The 17,550-nt window shown below is 58.6% G+C and carries 15 protein-coding genes; 5 read left to right on the forward strand and 10 right to left on the reverse strand.

The window, feature by feature from the left end; all coding sequences use genetic code 11:
- Nucleotides 1–69 precede the first annotated feature (69 nt).
- A complete protein-coding gene (locus KUV51_RS03095; protein WP_222520144.1) occupies nucleotides 70–387 on the reverse strand; it encodes an ArsR/SmtB family transcription factor in 318 nt (105 codons plus the stop codon).
- Between the two features lie 74 nt (nucleotides 388–461).
- Here KUV51_RS03095 and KUV51_RS22325 point away from each other — a divergent pair, with 74 nt between their 5' ends.
- Entirely contained in the window at nucleotides 462–992 is a 531-nt protein-coding gene (locus tag KUV51_RS22325) for a DUF6428 family protein (RefSeq protein WP_410001066.1), read from the forward strand.
- A 207-nt stretch (nucleotides 993–1,199) separates the two neighbouring features.
- Here the strand turns inward: KUV51_RS22325 and KUV51_RS03105 are convergent, their stop codons facing one another.
- The 5 genes from KUV51_RS03105 to KUV51_RS03125 form a co-directional block, all read right to left on the reverse strand.
- Nucleotides 1,200–2,411 carry a hypothetical protein gene (locus KUV51_RS03105; protein WP_222520146.1) on the reverse strand — a complete coding sequence of 404 codons (1,212 nt, stop codon included), beginning with the start codon at nucleotides 2,409–2,411 and terminating at the stop codon, nucleotides 1,200–1,202.
- A gap of 198 nt (nucleotides 2,412–2,609) precedes the next feature.
- Nucleotides 2,610–3,956, reverse strand: a complete 1,347-nt coding sequence (locus KUV51_RS03110; RefSeq protein WP_222520147.1) for a hypothetical protein — start codon at nucleotides 3,954–3,956, stop codon at nucleotides 2,610–2,612.
- Nucleotides 3,957–4,166: 210 nt separating this feature from the next.
- Nucleotides 4,167–6,047, reverse strand: coding sequence for a sensor histidine kinase (locus KUV51_RS03115; protein ID WP_222520148.1), 1,881 nt, complete (start codon nucleotides 6,045–6,047; stop codon nucleotides 4,167–4,169).
- Nucleotides 6,047–6,694 carry a response regulator transcription factor gene (locus KUV51_RS03120; protein WP_222520149.1) on the reverse strand — a complete coding sequence of 216 codons (648 nt, stop codon included), beginning with the start codon at nucleotides 6,692–6,694 and terminating at the stop codon, nucleotides 6,047–6,049. The genes KUV51_RS03115 and KUV51_RS03120 overlap by 1 nt, the downstream gene beginning before the upstream one ends.
- Nucleotides 6,695–7,061: 367 nt before the next feature.
- Nucleotides 7,062–8,090 (reverse strand): permease, encoded by a 1,029-nt coding sequence (locus KUV51_RS03125; RefSeq protein WP_222520150.1) that lies wholly within the window; start codon nucleotides 8,088–8,090, stop codon nucleotides 7,062–7,064.
- An 85-nt stretch (nucleotides 8,091–8,175) separates the two neighbouring features.
- Here KUV51_RS03125 and KUV51_RS03130 point away from each other — a divergent pair, with 85 nt between their 5' ends.
- Nucleotides 8,176–9,033, forward strand: a complete 858-nt coding sequence (locus KUV51_RS03130; protein ID WP_222520151.1) for a LysR substrate-binding domain-containing protein — start codon at nucleotides 8,176–8,178, stop codon at nucleotides 9,031–9,033.
- 123 nt (nucleotides 9,034–9,156) lie between these two features.
- Here the strand turns inward: KUV51_RS03130 and malG are convergent, their stop codons facing one another.
- Genes malG through KUV51_RS03150 form a run of 4 tightly spaced genes read right to left on the reverse strand, consistent with a single transcriptional unit; the run spans nucleotide 9,157 to nucleotide 14,468 of the window.
- Nucleotides 9,157–10,047 carry a maltose ABC transporter permease MalG gene (gene malG / locus KUV51_RS03135; RefSeq protein ID WP_222520152.1) on the reverse strand — a complete coding sequence of 297 codons (891 nt, stop codon included), beginning with the start codon at nucleotides 10,045–10,047 and terminating at the stop codon, nucleotides 9,157–9,159.
- Between the two features lie 58 nt (nucleotides 10,048–10,105).
- Nucleotides 10,106–11,632, reverse strand: a complete 1,527-nt coding sequence (malF, locus tag KUV51_RS03140) for a maltose ABC transporter permease MalF (RefSeq protein WP_222520153.1) — start codon at nucleotides 11,630–11,632, stop codon at nucleotides 10,106–10,108.
- Nucleotides 11,633–11,668: 36 nt separating this feature from the next.
- The gene (gene malE / locus KUV51_RS03145; RefSeq protein ID WP_222520154.1) at nucleotides 11,669–12,826 is read right to left on the reverse strand and encodes a maltose/maltodextrin ABC transporter substrate-binding protein MalE; all 1,158 of its coding nucleotides are present in this window, start codon (nucleotides 12,824–12,826) and stop codon (nucleotides 11,669–11,671) included.
- A gap of 22 nt (nucleotides 12,827–12,848) precedes the next feature.
- The gene (locus KUV51_RS03150) at nucleotides 12,849–14,468 is read right to left on the reverse strand and encodes an alpha-glucosidase family protein (protein WP_222520155.1); all 1,620 of its coding nucleotides are present in this window, start codon (nucleotides 14,466–14,468) and stop codon (nucleotides 12,849–12,851) included.
- A 141-nt stretch (nucleotides 14,469–14,609) separates the two neighbouring features.
- On the opposite strand from KUV51_RS03150, the gene KUV51_RS03155 reads away from it, so the two are divergent.
- From KUV51_RS03155 to KUV51_RS03165, 3 genes are all read left to right on the forward strand, one after another.
- On the forward strand, nucleotides 14,610–15,647 hold the full coding sequence (locus KUV51_RS03155) for a LacI family DNA-binding transcriptional regulator (protein WP_222520156.1): 1,038 nt from the start codon (nucleotides 14,610–14,612) through the stop codon (nucleotides 15,645–15,647).
- Nucleotides 15,637–16,716 carry an ABC transporter ATP-binding protein gene (locus tag KUV51_RS03160; RefSeq protein ID WP_222520157.1) on the forward strand — a complete coding sequence of 360 codons (1,080 nt, stop codon included), beginning with the start codon at nucleotides 15,637–15,639 and terminating at the stop codon, nucleotides 16,714–16,716. Before KUV51_RS03155 ends, KUV51_RS03160 begins: the two co-directional genes overlap by 11 nt.
- Before the next feature lie 431 nt (nucleotides 16,717–17,147).
- On the forward strand, nucleotides 17,148–17,534 hold the full coding sequence (locus tag KUV51_RS03165) for a GFA family protein (RefSeq protein ID WP_261385713.1): 387 nt from the start codon (nucleotides 17,148–17,150) through the stop codon (nucleotides 17,532–17,534).
- The last annotated feature ends 16 nt before the right edge of the window (nucleotides 17,535–17,550 follow it).

Consider the following 17,550-nt stretch of genomic DNA (forward strand, 5'->3'; position numbering starts at 1 on the left):
CAACGTGTCGAATGCTGAGGGCTGCTCGAAGGGCAGCTTTGGGAACGTCGTCCGATATCGGATTCACCCTTACCTCATCGTACAGCAGTTCCGCAGCTCGCTGCTTCCTTTGCAGCAGTCCTCCATCAAGAAGGTGATAAGCGCACCAATTGTCTTGAAGTTGATGCGGTAGTTCAGGTTCCGGGACTGCCGTTCCTTTTGCAAAAAGCCCGTCTCCGACAATGCGTTGAGGTGAAATGATGTCCTTGATGGGCTCGCCCCAATCTTGCGCCCGATGTCACCGGCGCTCATGCCGTCTGGTCCCGCCTCAACCAAAGCCCGGATAACATCCAGGCGGTCCGAATTTGAGAGAACCCGAAACAGCGCTGCGGCGTCTTCTGAGACCATATTTCAATACCCCTTGAAATATCATTGTTGGCCTGTATCTTATTTCAAGAGCTGTTGAAATGAAAGGTTTCACCATGAAAACACTGCTAGGTCTCTTGCAAGACCTTGAGCTTCAGGACTCTTCGCTTCCCCTGGTTTTCGAAACCAAGGAGGGTGAAATTTCGCCCGGTTACCATGTCACCGAACTCAGGCACTCTACCTCAAAAGGGATTGACTGCGGTGGAAACACGGAGGTTTGGCAGGAGGCGAAGTTGCAGCTCCTTGACGGGCGAGGTGGGGCTCACATGAGCGTCGGCAAGTTTAGCCACATTGTCTCCAAGAGCCTCTCTGTCATGCCAGAGTTGGAACACGTTTCGCTGATGGTCGAGTTCGGGCATGACAACGCGGATTTGAGGCTCATGTCGCTGAGTAGTCCAGAACTTCGTCGCAACCGTGTTGTGATAAGTCTCGGCAATCGGCGAGCCGTGTGCAAACCGGCAGAAAAAGCGGGATTTGTAGTAAGTGGCGCTGAACGGTGTTGCAGCAGCATGACGATATCGGCAAAGACGTCCGCCTGTTGCTCTGCCACGAAGCCGCACGAAGATGCCGGTTTGTGTTGTGCCTAGGACTTCAGCCTCGCCAATTCTGACGTTCGCGGACTGCACAACAATGTCGGGTTTGTCCGCAGAGCCTCGGAGCAAGATGCCCACATGAACGGCCGCTTCTGGCTGCGGGACGACCGTGGAGCTGGATCCAACGCAGGTCAGCAGCGAGCCCATCACGACTATGTGCTGCGGCGCTGCGAACGGCGGCATTGCACGTAAGTCATCGCTTCAAAGGCAGCGTGGCGTTGAGCAGACGTCAAACTGGCCTTGGTAGGGAGGAAAAGCCGGCAGTCCGAGGCAAGCGTGCAGTGCGTTTCGGGCAGCCAAAACTTCGAGTTGGCTATTTGAGACGATGGTTCTTGCGTAAAACGCTTCGTAGTCGCGAAAGCTCAGACCCAGACCATCAACCAAGAAGTGCGTAGCCCATCCGTGAATTTTGACCTCTTCGCGATACTGGTCGCGCACTTCCTGCTCTTCAAATTCAGTCTTTGCTCTTAAGGTCTCGGCTTCGACGAACTCGAAGTAACGCTGGTGCGCAGGGCCTGCGAACTCACCATTGTCTTTCCGCTCGGACGCGGCGGATGCCTTCCGGCCCTGCTCCAGATCTTTGTCCATACGGGCTGAGATGGTTGCGCGGGTTTGACTTAAGGCCTTGGTGCGCGTCTCTGCATCTTCAATGCCTCCCAAATAGTTCTCTGACAGGCACTTTGTCTGAAAGGCAACAAGTCTTGGAAAGGTTCTGAAATGCGCGACCGATCTCCATGCGTACATCATTGCCTGCGCGGAGTTTTCAATATTCAACACCATCGTATCGGCGTATAGGTTCTCAAATTCAGCCACTGGCAGAAAGTGGGCGGCCCATCCGCTGATATGACAATGGAGCCCCTCCGAGGAATTGTGCAAAACTTCAGGACGCCCCGATGTCTTGAGACGTTTTGATTCCGATGCGAGATGAAGAAAGAAGCTCCGCTGAAGTTCCGTTGCATCTGGTCGGGAGCCCGCCCAAAGGTCGGGAATGGATCTTTGGAATATGTCGTTCCGAACGCGATTCCAGTTTTCGAGCCGCTTGGTCCGTTCCCCTTTGGTCTCCTGCTGGCTAAGTCTTTTGCGCAAATGCCAGAGAACATGATGCCTTAGCCCGTCAAACTCCTCGATCGAGCTATGCCAGAGGTTTGACCAAAACCCAGGACGTGACACTGTTTTCCTCCACCCGTTGCAGTGCACCGAAAGACTGCGTCGGCAGCTACCACCCAATTGAGGCAAAATCTTGTTTTGGAATGCTGCGCGCACGCGGGTGACATATTGAGCAATCCGCGCACAGCGGACATCCCCAATAGGGACGGTTACGGCGGCTTGTCCCGCGTTGTCGTCATCAGGGCGCCCAAGATAAACGGCCGCTTCGGAGTTTGAGCATCCCGGCTTGGCAACGAAGACATTCAAATCTATCGGCGGGACCAAGAGGACTTCAGTTTCGGCAAAGACCTGTCCCGGGGCCGAGGATCGGCTTGCTCGACCCAAGGCAAGAGGCACATACGATGGGGTGCCACGAAAACACCGGATGTTCGGAACGACCCAGAATGGGTCAGTCACCAGATCTGGGCACCGGCGCAGAAGGAGCGCCGGTGCTTGAAGGGCCAATCAATCGGCGCAAGGCAACTGACACAACGGGTCGTCGGCGCGGCAATAGCCGGGCACGCATTGGGGACCTTCGTAGCCGGCAGGCGGGTCCGGGATGCAGGCGTAGTCGGCTGTGAATGTCACCCCATTGCACTCCCCGCTCTGTAGGCAGGTTTCCAGGGTCTCGGTCCGGAACTGATAAAGCGCCCGACTGTTTGCTGCCTCAATGGGATTGCAGGTGGCTGTGAAGGATTCCGTCAAAGACTTTGACAGCGCCGCTTGGTAACCCTCTGAAAGCGCAAAGCTCGCAGCCACCTGTTCAGTGACCTTCGTGCCAGTGCCGGCAACCCCGAAGCTTTCTTCGATGGAGTCGGTGACGGTGAGGCTCCAATCTGCTGACGTGGTCCACGTATTGGTGCGGTTGGTGCCAACTGAAATCGTCTGTGAGATCGGACACTCTGGGCCCTGGCAAGACCCGACTTTCAACCAGCTGCCCTCCGTAAAGATGGCGGCTGGCGCGACCGTCGTCCAAAAGCAGCGTTTGGTTTCGTGTACCGGGTTCGGATTGAAGAAATCGTTGTTGCACGGATAGCTGCCCGACGACTGATGTACGAAGCGCCAGTCATATTTGTTCTCGACGCCGTAGCGCATCAGAATGACAGCGCTGGCGTTGATAGGAACGCAGTTTTGACCCTGGGTCGCGCATTCGATCAGCGTGTCAAAATCCGACAGCGTGTAGTATGCGCTTTCGCTGTACTGGCAGACCTTTTCAGTGTCGGGGGCCGGGTTGTAGCTGAAACGATCATTCGTGCAGGCCATTGATTCTGCACCGTCCGCAGCCATCACGGTGTACATCCAACGATCCCCACTGCCATAGCGGACCCAGCGCATTTCATAGGGCGCATGGGGGTCGACAGGCAGTATGAACCTTTCGCCCTGCTTGGCGATGTCCACATATGTATCGTTGGGTGCGACATCAAACGGATTGGCCGTGGTGTAGGCGCATCTCTTGTTTGTGCCTTTGTCCGGGTCGCCCCAGAAGTTGTTGCACGAGATCCTCTCCAGCCCTTCCGTGATGATATAGGTGTAGTTGTTGTCATGGCCGTAGCGCATTGTGACAAGCCCATCGGTAATGGGGTAACAATGATCGCTCTCATCCGCGCAATTCACCCAGTATTCCAATTCTGATTGCGTGGCTTTCTGGCTGACGGTGTCGGCGTGAGTGGTGGTCGTGCCCAAAGCCTGTAAGGCGAGCGTGGCGCTCGCGATGGTTATGAGACATCGCATTTGAAGAAATCCTTTCGGTGAAACGCGTGAATGTCCCAATGCGTTATGTTGATTCCCGTAATACGGGTAGTATGGATACATATACTGTGCGGATTTAATTGCGTGCTTTCGCGCGGAATTCGCGGTTTCCAGAACCAATACCTTTGTTTGTCTTTGGCGTTTGTTTTTTGGCGGCCCGAATGACACATCGTCCTTGGCTGCAGCGCGGACCAATGGCCGTATGTCGCCACCGCCCCGGAACGATCCCGTATGGAAAGGATCATTCGGCGCGCCGTTGCACGACCGAAAAAGTCATTGGATTGCGTGATCTGTCACCGCGGTCACATCGCCTTTGGCGGAGCTTTCGGAGAAACCGACAGCAACCACCGTGCCGGCCTGTGACGAGTGGACAGACAGGGTCAAATTGTTCTCTCGCGCCCGGTGCCGCATCCCTTTCAGACCCAGGCCGCTGTTGAACGCGGCCTTCCGCCCGGCCTTTCCGGGATCAAACCCACAACCATCGTCGCGGATGGTGATGGCGTCGGACGTGATGGTGACGAAGATGTTTTGACAGTTTGAGTGCTTTATCGCGTTTGTCAGACTTTCCTGAGCAGTGCGGGCTGTATTCAACGCTGTTTTGGACGGATGGTCAGACAATTCAGGGACGCCGGTGACGTTCCAATGCATTTCAATACCGTGCCTTTGCAAAAGTGGCTCCATCCTTTCACGCAAGGCCCCCAGCATCACGGCGATATCATCGACAACTTCAAGACTGTCGATGATCAAGGCCATATCATGCAGGGCACCCTCCAGAGACCCGTGAACGATCGGGTCTGCTGACCCATTGCAATTCAGGTAGGAGAGTACGTTTACCAACTGCCCGCCGACGCCATCATGCAAATCAAGCATGATACGACGCCTTTCTTCTGCAAGCGCATTTGCCTTTTCCGCTTCGAGCACACGCTCCTGAGCTTCGGCCAATTCGGCCGTTTTTCTCTCGATTGTTCCCTGCATGGATCTGGTCAGGGCATCGTATTGCGTGAGGGTCCGTGCCAGATGGCCGATGAGCGCCAGGAACAAGGCGCCGAACAGAATGAGAAAGGCAAGATTTGCGCGATGTGTCTGTGCGAGCATCGGATCGATGTGCGCGTAGATATACTCAGCGACGGCCGCCCCGCCAGCGAGCCCGAATACCGGGACATGAAGGCGCTGCCACCATCTTGCCCGGGGCCAAGCCCGAACATGGCACGCCAAGGCATAAAGGCCCATCGCTCCGCACAAGAGCCCAACCAACTCCGAGGCGTTCCTGAACTGCGCTTCGGGCATGATGACGAGTGCAGCCGTCGCGAAGATGCAAAACCAAAACAGACCACGCACACTGCGCGGGTGGTCGAATTGATTGATCAGCATCGAAAAGCGCAAAGTGCTGTAGAACAGCCAGATCAGTGCGCTGTTCCAGGTCGCCCACCAGTAGGGAATTCTGTTGAGGGCGTTCGGGATGACCATATGCGCCGCGACAGCGGACGCCGCGAGGGCCACGGCAGCGAGCCATAAATATGCCTGATCGTGCCGTCTGGTACACCACAGACACAGAAGGGCGATGCCGCCAAGGGCCGCCATCGTATATGCGACGCGAACCGTTCCGACCCGATAGAAAAGGTGCATTTTCGAAGCAAATTCAAGAATTTCGCCGTTTCCGATATAGAGCGGATAGAGAGACACCCGGTGCAATTCGTAGCTTTGAAGATGGATCGTGAAGGTGACGTCGGGATCGTTGAACACATCGCCGGGAAACGGTGCATAGAGCGGGCGGTTCCAGTTGTGCTGAAGGTGCATCGGGCTGTTACGATCAGGTGAAATCGATACATCGTTGGCCCAGATAAGAACGCTGTCGCTGACTTGGGGAAGGTACAGTACCGGGAAACCACTGGGTTTGTGGTCAGCGGTGGCAGCGATTTTGTAGGTCGCGTGGTGTCGGCCATTCATGGCTGTGGTGTCGGGAAAATCGGGTAGCGTAACCTCGACATAGTCCTTGGGTTGACACCTTTTCGGCCGATCGGGGCACATCAGCGCGCTGGAGATCTTATGCGTCCCCTGTGTCAGCCATTCCGAACTCAGCGGCAGTTGCACGATCGCCCAGGTGCTGAGTGCCAGGACCAAAGAGGAAATCGCAAAGGCAATTGCCCATCGCATCACACGATGCCTTTGCGCGTGGCCGCTACGATCGCTGCCGTATTCGAGTTGACGCCGAGTTTTGAGTAGATGCGGTGAACATGATTGCCGACCGTTCCCAAGGTGATCGACAGTCTGTCGGCGACTTCCTGTCTCTTGTAGCCTTGGGCGATCAGTTGCATCACTTCCGTTTCGCGCTTGCTCAGGCCGGTTTCGGTATCCGGTCCAGACGTATCAGTATGGTCCTTTGGGAACTTCGAAAGCAGTATTCGCGCGATTTTCGGGCTCATCGGGCTCCCTCCATCCACCAGCTCGAGAACGGCCATGCTGACGTCATTTGGCGAGCTTTGCTTGTGCAGGTATCCCTTTGCTCCGGCGCGCAATGCCTCAACCACACGCATCTCGTCACCGAAGATGCTGATGACCAGACAATCGCAGTCCCAGTTGGCGCGCACGGCCGCTTGAATGACTTCACAGCCGGAGCCGTCCGGCAGACCCAGGTCAGTCAGAATGATCCTGGGCTGTTGCTGCCGCATCATGGAAAGTGCGACTTCCACGCTATGGGCAAAGCCACAGATCTCGAAGACGCTTTGTGACAAGAGGTTCCGCCGCAGCGCTTCGGCAGTATGAACAAAGTCTTCAACAATAAGGACCTTGATCTTATCCATCGTCAGCCGTCGTTGCCCATGCCAACCTGAGCCCTCGTCGTCAATATTCTACTCATGGTTGTATCATCCACTTTTAACCGGAAATCTGTCAATGTTTTGAAAGAAGGCGAGGACTTTGGCCAAGTCCCTTTGCCTGGATGTACGTCCACTTACTGGTGAGCAGCCTTGCTACCTGTGTGTGGATGTAGGTCTGCCTGTAAGGGTTCGAACTCTGAGAGAAAATGCCGCAACAGGTGTTGGTATGATCTGACAGACTTCCAGAGAGCTTGTCCCGTATGCTGTCAGCACCTGCACCCGATGTGCATCTGCCCGCATCTTGTTCGATCGTTCATGCCAAGATGAAGAGTCGTCGGTTTGACGTTGGCCCCTAGACGACCCATCCAAAGACATACCCGGCCCCGAGCGATCCAAGAACCGCGAGCAGCAGGTAGAGCATGAATGGCTTCGGTTTCAGAACGGGTGCAATGGCCATTGCACCCCAGATGCTGACCACGCCCCCCGACACCAGGAAAGCCATCGCCGCGCCTTCGGACATGCCGTTGTCAATCAGCCCGCGCGTCAGGGGGAGCGCGGCATATCCGTCGATGTAGGCCGGGGCGCCGATAAAGACGGCGGCCGGGATCGCCCACCACTGATCCTCGCCCATATATGCTGCAAGTACCCCGGGCGTCAGCGCAGCATTCAAGGCATATTCAGCGGCAAAGGCGGGGATCAGGCAGATGAGGATCAGCCGTGCAGTGGCCCGGAACTGTTTGCCGAAAGACTGCCGTCGCGCCTCGGATCGCCAGACCCATGGATCGAAAGGCCTGTCCTCGCCACATCGCGCAGCGCTCAGTTGGCGTGCAAGACTGTTGTCTCTCAGCGCGTTTTTGGCCCAGGGTTCGGTGGAGAACAGGCCGGTGACTGCGCCTCCGAACAGACCCAGGCCGAAAGCCGCGAGCGTTTTGCCAACCGCAAAGCTCGGACCGAGCGTCGCTGCGGTTGTCGCAAGCATTGCCGGGTCCGTGATCGGTGACGACAGCCAGAACGCCATGATCGGAGCCAGCGGCACGCCCGCGGCCAGCAATCCGGCCATCAACGGCAACACAGTCACACCGCAGACCGGTGTGATGGCCCCGATAAACGATGCGGCCACAACTGCTCGGAGCGTCCTGCCTTCGAATGCGCCAGCGATATGACTGTCCGCCCCGCTTGCAATGATCCAGGCCGCAAGAGCGATGCCCGGTATGACGATTGGCGAGACGACAATCAGCCCCCACACAACGAACTTTGCGGCGTTTACAGCGTGATCCGGCCAAGCGAGGCCGACACCCGCCAACATCAAAACAGCAACGCCCCACAACAGGGACTTCCGGTTGGACAGTCGATGGGCGGCGGTTTGAGTTTGATCGGACATCAGACACTCCTTTGCCCTTGAAAAGTAGTCAGGCAAAAGACATCTGTGAAACGGATAGTTTCAATCTCAGGTATTGGTAAAACAGATGGAAGCATTGGACAGCGATCTTCTGCGCACCTTCGTCGCCGTGGCCGAAGCGGGCAGCGTCACGGACGGTGCGGCCCGCATCTACCGCTCTCAATCCGCCACGAGTCTCCAGATCAAACGGCTCGAAACCATCTTGGGCCGCCCGGTCTTTGCGCGGCACGGGCGCGGTGTTGTCCTCAGCGATACGGGGCGCACATTGCTGCCTGTTGCCAAGGATGTCACAGCGCGGCTGGACGCGGTGCTGCGGGACATTTCCCAGGATGCTGTGCGTGGCAAACTGCGTCTGGGCATTCCCGACGATCACGGACGCACAAAACTTGCAGAGATCATCGCGGCCTTTACCCGTCATCATCCGGAGGTCGAGCTGGATGTCACCTGTGCCCTGAGCACCAACTTCCCAGAGGCGCTTGCCAAGGGGGCGTTGGACCTTGCGATTTACGAAGTCGAGCGCCCATCGCGCTACGAGGAGGTCCTGTATGAAGACCCGACCTGCTGGGTGGCGTCGGCACGTCGGAGTTTCCCGGCGGATGAAAGCCTTCCCGTGGCGTTGTTCGATCACGCATGCTGGTGGCGCGACGCTGCTGTCACGTCCCTGAACGCCCGCGGAAAGCCGTATCGCACGGTCTATTCGAGCCAAAGTGTTGCCGGCGTGATTGCCGCTGTGGAAGCCGGAGTTGCTGTTGGGCTTCTGGGCCGCTCATCGCTTCATGCGGGTCTCGTGGTGGTGAATGACACGCTGGGCTTCGAGAGCACGCCGTCGTCGAAGCTGGTCATGGCGTCGAGCGAGCAAAAGGAGACGGAACCACAGGCCGCCATGAAAGGGGCCATACGAGCGGCTTTCTTGGTCAAGGCATAAGAAAGCTCACATGTGCCGCGCATTGTCGAATGAGCGGGTTGGGGTCGTTCCGGACCTCGCAGGCAGTGCAGCACCGCAGAGATAGAGTGGTTTGGTGCCGCCACTTTCTGTCCTGACGGATGCCTAGCCTTTGACGGCGCCCTCGCTGAGCCCGGACACGAGGTAGCGTTGCGCAATCAGAAAGACGACGGTGATAGGTAAGCCCGAGAGGATGGCGGCGGCGGCAAAGTCACCCCACAGATACTCGAATTCATTCAAGTAGAGGCGGCTGCCGACAGCCAGCGTCATCTGGTCCTCTGATCGGATAAGGACGGACGCGATCGGGTAGTCATTGATGAAGCCGATGAAGGCGAGGACGAAAACGACGGACATGATCGGCACGGCGAGCGGCAGGAAGATGAAGCGAAACGTCTGCCAGGGCGTTGCGCCGTCGATGGCGGCGGCCTTGTCGAGTGCGGTGTCGATGCTGTCGAAATAGCCCTTGATCGTCCAGATATGCAGCGTCACGCCGGCCATGTAGATCAGGATCAGCGCGAGATGGCTGTCGAGGCCGAGGACGGGTGACACCTCGCCCAAGGTGTCGAAAATGGCGTAGATCGCAACCAGTGCCAGCGTCGTCGGGAACATCTGGATTAGGAACAGACCATCCAGCATCGCGCCCTTTCCGCGGATGCGGATCCGACTGAATGCGTAGGCAGAGATGGTCGCCACCGCCAACACACCGGCGCTGGCGATCAGGCCGATCTTGATCGAGTTCCACATCCAGCGCAGCACCGGATAGGGCGGTTCGACCACTGTGCCATCGGCGCGCGTGAAATCGAACCCGAAGGCCAGCACCCAATGCTCCAACGTGGGGTTGTCCGGGATGATGTTGCCGACCGCGAAGTTGCCTTCGCGAAAGGAAATTGAAAGCACAACGACAAAAGGGAAGAGGATCAGGCCGAGGAAAATCAACAGGAATCCATGGGCGAAGATCTTCTTGATCAGAAGGTCGCGGGGGCGTTCAACGATCATGAGAGGCATCCTGATGTGCCGAAACATCCAATGGATATGGTTATGCTTTCGAGGGACATCATGCTCTCCCGGACCGTTTTTCAGCTGCGCGGCGCATCGCCACGAAGTTGGCATAGGAGATCACGGCCACGACCAGGAAGATTAGTAGCGTGATCGCCCCGGCCAGACCGAACTGTTGACCCGCGTTGTCGAAGGCGAGCCGGTAGGTGAAGCTGGCCAGGATGTCCGTTTCGCCCGCCGGGATCACGGTGCCGGGAATGTCCGGCAAGCCGCGCGTCAACAGGAAGATCAGGACGAGATTGTTGAAGTTGAACGCGAAGCTCGCAATCAGAAGCGGCAGGAACGGCGGGATGATCTGCGGCAGCGTAATGGTGAAGAAGATGCGGACGGAGGATGCCCCTTCGAGCGCCGCGGATTTCTTGTGGTCTTCGGGGACGTTTTGCAAAAAACCCATCGCCAGCAGCATCATGTACGGGTAGCCCAGCCACGTGTTCACAACGAGGACCATGGTCCTTGCAAGCGTGCCATCGGTGAACCAGTTCGGGCGGATGCCGAAGAGCGCCTCCAGGATCAAATTGATCTCGCCAAAATTCTGGTTGAACAGCCCGCGAAACACGAGGATCGAGATGAAGGCGGGCACCGCATAGGGCAGGATCAACAGGATCCGGTAGACCGCTTTGAACCGCAGGTGCGGCCATTGGAGGATGACGGCAAGCGTCAGGCCGAGGGTGAAGGTCAACACGACCGAGGCAAAGGCAAAGAAGAACGTCCAGACGAAGATGCGCAGCATCGGGCCGCGAATGCCTTCGGACCGGAAAATGCGTTCGAAGTTGTCCCAGCCAATGGGCACCCGCCAGCCCGGAGGCACCCTTTCGCCTGCCGTGTCCACGAAGAAGCCAGTGGAATGATCGGCACGCAAGACCATACCGTCGAAGCGGGTCAGCTCATCCGGCCTGGTGCGGGTGTAGTCCGGCGTGACAGTGGCGAAGGTCCGCAGGCCGGAGTTCTGGAGCTGCGTGCCGTTCGGCAGCGTCAACGTCAGGGTTTGAAGGCCCGAGCGCAGGCGCACGGCCGCGCGCCGTTCAAGCAGGGCTTCGGGTTCTTGAGCTTCTGAAAGTGCAGCGGTTTCTGGGCCGGTGAGGGTGACCGGTTCGGACAGAAGCGCAGTTTCAGGCAACCAGATACGGTAGCCGCTGTCGTCCTCTGCCACCGCGAATGGCTGCTCGGTTGCCGGATCGACTGACGCGCGTGCAGTCAGCACCTCGACTGCCCGCTCATAGGTCAGCAGGTTGAAACTGCTGTAATTCGTGAACCCGATGTACACCGTATAGATCACAGGGAAGGCGATGAAGATCAGGACCGCAGCGATGCCGGGAAAGATGAACCGCGCGCCGTAGAACCGGCTTGCCCCGAAAACGACGGCAAAGCCTGTCGCCAAGGCCAGAACGATTGCCCCGAAGAGCGGTTGGGCGATGTGGTACAGGTAAAAAGCCACCGCGCAGAGCGCGGCAAAAACCACGGTCACAAGCATGACGCGCGGCAATGCCGACGTCGGCTGGCTGGGAATGTCGGTGCTGGTGTCCATGGCGATTGGGACGGCCCAAGGCCGCCCCCTGGAACCTTACTGTTCCATGATCCGCGCCGCAGCGTCGTTCAGCGCATCACTTGGCTTGGAGGTGCCCGATGTGATGTTTGTTAGCGCGGGGCCCATGGCGGCCCAGAACGCCCCCATTTCGGGGTTCGACGGCATGGGAACACCGTTGGCAGCCACCTCAAGCATACCGGAGACCAGCGGATCGCCCTGCGCCTCGGCTGCCGAGATGTCAGCCACCGCACCCAGGGCACCGTTGGCGTTCCAGATGGCCAGCCCCTCATCGGTGAGCAGGTAGTTTTCGATCAGTTCCACGGCCAGATCGGCATTGGGTGTGGCGGCGTTGACGCCAAGCGTCAGGACGCCCAGGAAGGGTGGCGCGGTGTTGCCGTTCACTGTCGGGATGGGCGCGACGGCGACGTTGATACCGGCATCGGCATAGCCGTCCCAGCTCCACGGACCATTGAGCACCATGGCGACATTGCCGCTGGCCATCGCACTGTCCATCACACCGTAATCGACGCCCGCAGGCATGATGTCGTTCTCGAACAGCGTGGCCAGAACCTCGGCGCCGGCGATTGCACCCTCGTTGGCGACACCGGTTTGGCTGCCATCATAGCTGCCGTCCACCTTCTCAAAGGCATAGCCGCCACCCGCCATCAGCATCGGCATGGTGAAGTAGGTGTTGTTGTAGTCCCAGAGGATGTTTGCTTCACCGGTCGCGATGATCTCTTCGAACGAGGCTGGAGGCGTGTCGATCACATCGGCATTGTAGACCAGCGTGACCGCCTCGACCGCGACGGGATAACCCCATGTCTTGCCATCGAACTGCACCGCCTCCATCGCGGACGGAAGGACGCCCTCGACCCATCCGGCTGCAGGGGAGACAGGCTGGATCAGGCCGCCGCTCGCCCATTCGCCAAAGCGGTCATGGGCCCACATCAGGATGTCCGGCCCGTCACCGGTGGCGGCTGCCTGCTGGTAGTTCTGTGGCAGGTCGGGATCGACAACCTCGACAATCACCTCGATCCCGAGATCCTCGGTAAAGGCGGAGGTGGCCGCCAGAAGCTGATCGCGGTCCCGGTTGCTGCCGGTCCAGATCGTGAGGCTGTCGGCGTCAAATGCGGCAGCGGGAATTGCCGTGGTCAATAGACAGGCTGCTGTGGTCAGGATGGTGGTCGTTCTCATGGTGTCCTCCCAGAGATGCGTTTCACGCGGACAGCGATATGTCCCCGTCATGGCTGAGGTAGGCGAACCCGTTGCCGGGCAGCGTCAGGGTTTGGTGGTCAAGCGCCGCATTGTGCGGACCCGTCAGGTTGGCGGTGTCCGAGAGCGTCAGCGTCAGCGGCGCCTTCGACAAGTTGAAGACGCAGGTGAGCGTCTGTTCGGCGGTCTCACGCCGGAATGCGAGAACGGCCTCGGGGGCCGTCAGGAACACGGTGCGGCCCGATTGCAATGCCGGATTGGCTTTGCGGAAGGCGATGGCGTCGCGGTAGAAGTGCAGGATGGACGCACTGACCGTTTCCTGAAGATCGACGGCGCGGGCCGATTGTGGTGCTTTGACGGGCAGCCACGGCTTGCCGGAACTGAAACCCGCGTTCACTGCCTCGCCTTCCCAAACCATGGGCGTCCGGCAGCCGTCGCGGCCCTTGATACCCGGCCAGAAGCGTAGCGCAGGCGGGTCGGTCAGTTCCTCGTAGACCAGCTCCGTCTCGGTCTGGCCCAATTCCTCGCCCTGATAGATGCCGATTGCACCTTCAAAGGACATCAGCATCGCGCAGGCCAGCCTTGCCATGTCATCCTCGGAGGTCGCGTATTGCGACCAGCGGCTGATATGGCGTTCGACATCGTGGTTTGAAAAGGACCATTTTGGATGTCCGCCCGGCGCCCCCTGCTGGAACCCTTCGATGCAGGTGCGGAAGTGATCGGCACTGAATTCCGGGCTGAGCATGGCAAAGCTGTAGGCCATGTGCAGACGAGCGCTGCCTTCGGTGTACTCGCCCATGATGCGGATCGAACGGGTGCCGATGTCGCCCACTTCCCCGACCATCATGATGTCGGCGTATTCGTCGGTCAGCGCGCGCAACCGTTCCAGAAAGGCGAGGTTCTCGGGCCGGTTCTTGTTGTAGATATTGTCCTGCATCCCGAAGAGGTCGGTCGCCATCACCTGCGGCGCGACCTGCGCGGGTGGGTTCGAGCGCAGCTGTTGGTCGTGAACATAGTAGTTCACGGTGTCGAGGCGGAAACCATCGAGCCCACGGTCGAGCCAGAAGCGGCACGTTTCGAGGATGGCGTCCTGCACATCCGGGTTGTGAAAGTTCAGATCGGGCTGTGCGGCGAGGAAGTTGTGCAGGTAATACTGTCCGCGCTGCGGGTCGAATTCCCACGCCGGTCCCCCAAAATGGCTGTGCCAGTTCGTGGGCGGCGATCCATCAGGCTGCGGCTCGGCCCAGACATACCAATCGGCTTTCGGATTGTCGCGGCTGATGCGCGCCTCACGAAACCATGGGTGCTGGTCGGAGGTGTGGGACAGGACCTGATCGGTGATGACTTTCAGACCGAGGCGATGCGCCTCTGCGATCAGCGCATCGAAATCGGCTAGCGTGCCGAAAAGCGGATCAACGTCGCAATAGTCGGACACATCATATCCCATGTCTTTCTGCGGCGACGTGAAGACAGGGCTCAACCAGATGCAGTCAACGCCCAGCGAGGCGATGTGCGGCAGACGGCGGGTGATGCCGTTCAGGTCCCCGACACCGTCGCCATCGGAATCCTGAAACGACCGCGGATAGACCTGATAGATCACGGCGTTGCGCCACCAGTCTGACATGAAATCCTCCCGACGATTCTGGAAGAGCGTATCAAGAAATTCAAAATTGTTCAAAACGTTTAAAATTTGCTTTTTCCGTTACTTTATGCCAGAAAACCTACATCAGGCGAAAATTTGCTTGAAACGCTTTGAGGTTGACCTTTGGCAACGCTGAAGAAAATCGGGGAAGAGCTTGGGCTGTCGGTGGCGACCGTCAGCCGCGCCTTGAACGGGTTTCCCGAGGTCAAGGAAGCCACCCGCCAAAGAGTGCGGGAGGCCGCAGACAGACTTGGCTATCGCCCGAACCGGGTGGCGCAGCGGCTTGTGACCGGACGCTCGGGCATGGTCGGCATGATCGTGAAGATCAAGCCGGACATGAGCGCCGACCAAACGTTCTTTGAGATGCTGACCGGGCTGACGGCCGCACTGTCAGAGCGCGAAACCGATCTGGTGCTGGCCGTCGATCAGGCCCAGGATCCCGTGCTGCCCTACCAGCGGATGCTGGAACGCGATGTTCTCGACGGCTTCATTCTAAACGCGCCGGTCCCGGATGACCCGCGCGTCACCTTTCTGCAAGAGCGTGGCATCCCCTTTGTGCTGCACGGTCAGGACCGGGCATGCCCGAGCTACCCCACCTACGGGATAGACAACTTTGCAGTCTCGACCGATTCCGTTCGGCTGCTGGCACAGCTGGGCCATCGGCGCATTGCGCTGATCAACGGCGAAGTGTCGGCCGCGTTTGCACGTGATCGTCTCACCGCGTTCGAGGCCGCCATGGACACCTTCGGATTGGGCAAGGACCTCATAAGGACAGGCGCGACCCTGGAAAGCCATGGCTATTCCCAGGCGCTTGACCTTCTGTCGGGCGAGGCGCCCCCAACTGGAATTATCTGCACGTCGACCGTGGTGGCAGCGGGTGCCATGCGGGCCATTCGACATCTCGGGCTGCATGTGCCTGGCAATGTCTCCATCATGGCCCACGATGACGCACTGCCGCACACCCGCGCCATCAATTTCGAACCGGCCCTGACGGTCACGCGCGCACCGATGCGTGATGCCTGCGCACCGCTGGCACACATGTTGGTAGATCATTTGAACGGCAAGCCGGCACATGAGCTACAGGTGATGCTCAGGGCCGACCTGATCATTCGCTGCTCTACCGGGCCCGCCCCAAAACCGGAGACACCCGATGGCCCTTGATGACACGGACACCTCCCGTGCCCTGTCGGTGCGTGGATTGCGCAAGACCTACGGAGCAGTCGAGGTCTTGCATGATCTTGATATCGACATGGCCGAGGGCGAATTTCTTGTGCTTGTCGGTCCTTCGGGATGCGGCAAGTCCACGCTGCTCAATTGCATTGCCGGGCTGGAAGAGATCAGCTCGGGCCGGCTTTTCATCGGTGGGCGTGACGTGACGCAGGAACCGCCCAAGGACCGCGACATCGCGATGGTGTTCCAGTCCTACGCGCTTTACCCGACCATGAGCGTCGGGGAGAATATCGGCTTCGGCATGAAGATCCGCGGCATACCAAAGGACAAGATGCAGCAGAAAATCCAGTCTGTCGCAGAGTTGCTGCAAATCGACCATCTGCTGGACCGGAAACCGAGCCAGCTGTCCGGCGGGCAACGCCAGCGCGTCGCGATGGGGCGTGCCTTGGTGCGGGAGCCAAGGCTGTTCCTGTTCGATGAGCCACTGTCCAATCTGGATGCGAAGCTACGCGTCGAGATGCGTGCGGAGATCAAAAGACTGCACATGAAAACAGGCGCGAGCATCGTCTACGTCACCCATGATCAGGTCGAGGCCATGACACTTGCAAGCCGGATCGTCGTTCTGAAAGGCGGCCACGTGCAGCAGATCGGGACACCGGCCGAGATCTATGACACGCCGGCGAATACCTTTGTCGCAGACTTCATGGGATCGCCGCCGATGAACCTGATCCCGGCAACCTTTGCCGACGGGTATTTGCAGATAGGTGACAGCCGGATTGCAACCTCGCTTTCCAATCTGCCGCGAGACGTGCTTGTCGGTGTCCGGCCCGAGCATTTCAGCTTTGCCGAAGAAGGTGCGATTGTTGAGGCCAACCCAAGCATGATGGAAGACACCGGGTCGGACACGTTTCTGACCTTCGAATGGGGCGGTGTCGACGTCTTGGCACGGATGCAAGCCCGATTTGCACCGGGCTCGAACCGGGTTCCGCTTTCATTCGACCGCGCCTACGCAACCATTTTTGACGCCGACACACAAGTGCGACTGGCCACCGGTCTCTGAACCCAGAGCTTAGCATTCCTTTGCTTGGCCCCATTTGTGGCGACATTCGCGCACGTTTTCCGGACCGGGCGCGCGCATGGTCAATGCGGGGTAAGGGCGGCTCAAGGCTGCCGTCGATTTTGAAAGATCAACGCCGCGTCTGCGTGCAAGCTATCCAACTGGTGGCAGAGCATTGACGTGAGCCCGCTGCGTGGACGTGCTGGCGACCACCCTGCGGCGAAACGCTATCCTTGAACCCCGTCATTTACGAACGCAGCGATGATTGATAGGTTTTTGCCCAGCCCAACGTGACCTGCGCGCAACCTGTTTCGTAGTTCCGAACCGGCATTCCCCCAAAAAAATGGAGATTTGGCATGCGCCAACCAAACCTGCCTGCTGGCGGAACCTGCCGCTGTTCCGCGATCCGGTTTGAAATCCTGGCTCCTCCAATAATGACGCTCGCGTGTCACTGCTTGGACTGCCAGAGAATGAGTGCGAGTGCGTTTTCGCTCGGAGCGATGATCCCGGCGAGCGGCTTCAGGATTGTGAAGGGTAGGCCGGTTGCAAGACCTTTGCCGGGATCGCGGCGGCATCACTTTTTCTGTCCCCTCTGCATGACCTTGCTGTTCACGAAAGTCGAAGGCGCGGATGAACGGGTGAACGTACGCGTGACGCTGTGTGACGACAGCTCCTGGTTCACGCCCTTTGTCGAAACGATGACGCAAGACAGGCTGCCATGGGCTGTTACACCCGCCGTTCATTCTTATGATGCGTTTCCGACGCCAGCAGAGTTCCAAAGACTTCTTGCGGAGTTTGCACGCTGGGGTGAATCCGGCTGAGACGAGTTGCTGTTCG

This window comes from Tateyamaria omphalii (genome assembly GCF_019802125.1).
In the GTDB taxonomy this organism is placed as follows: Bacteria; Pseudomonadota; Alphaproteobacteria; order Rhodobacterales; family Rhodobacteraceae; genus Tateyamaria; species Tateyamaria omphalii_B.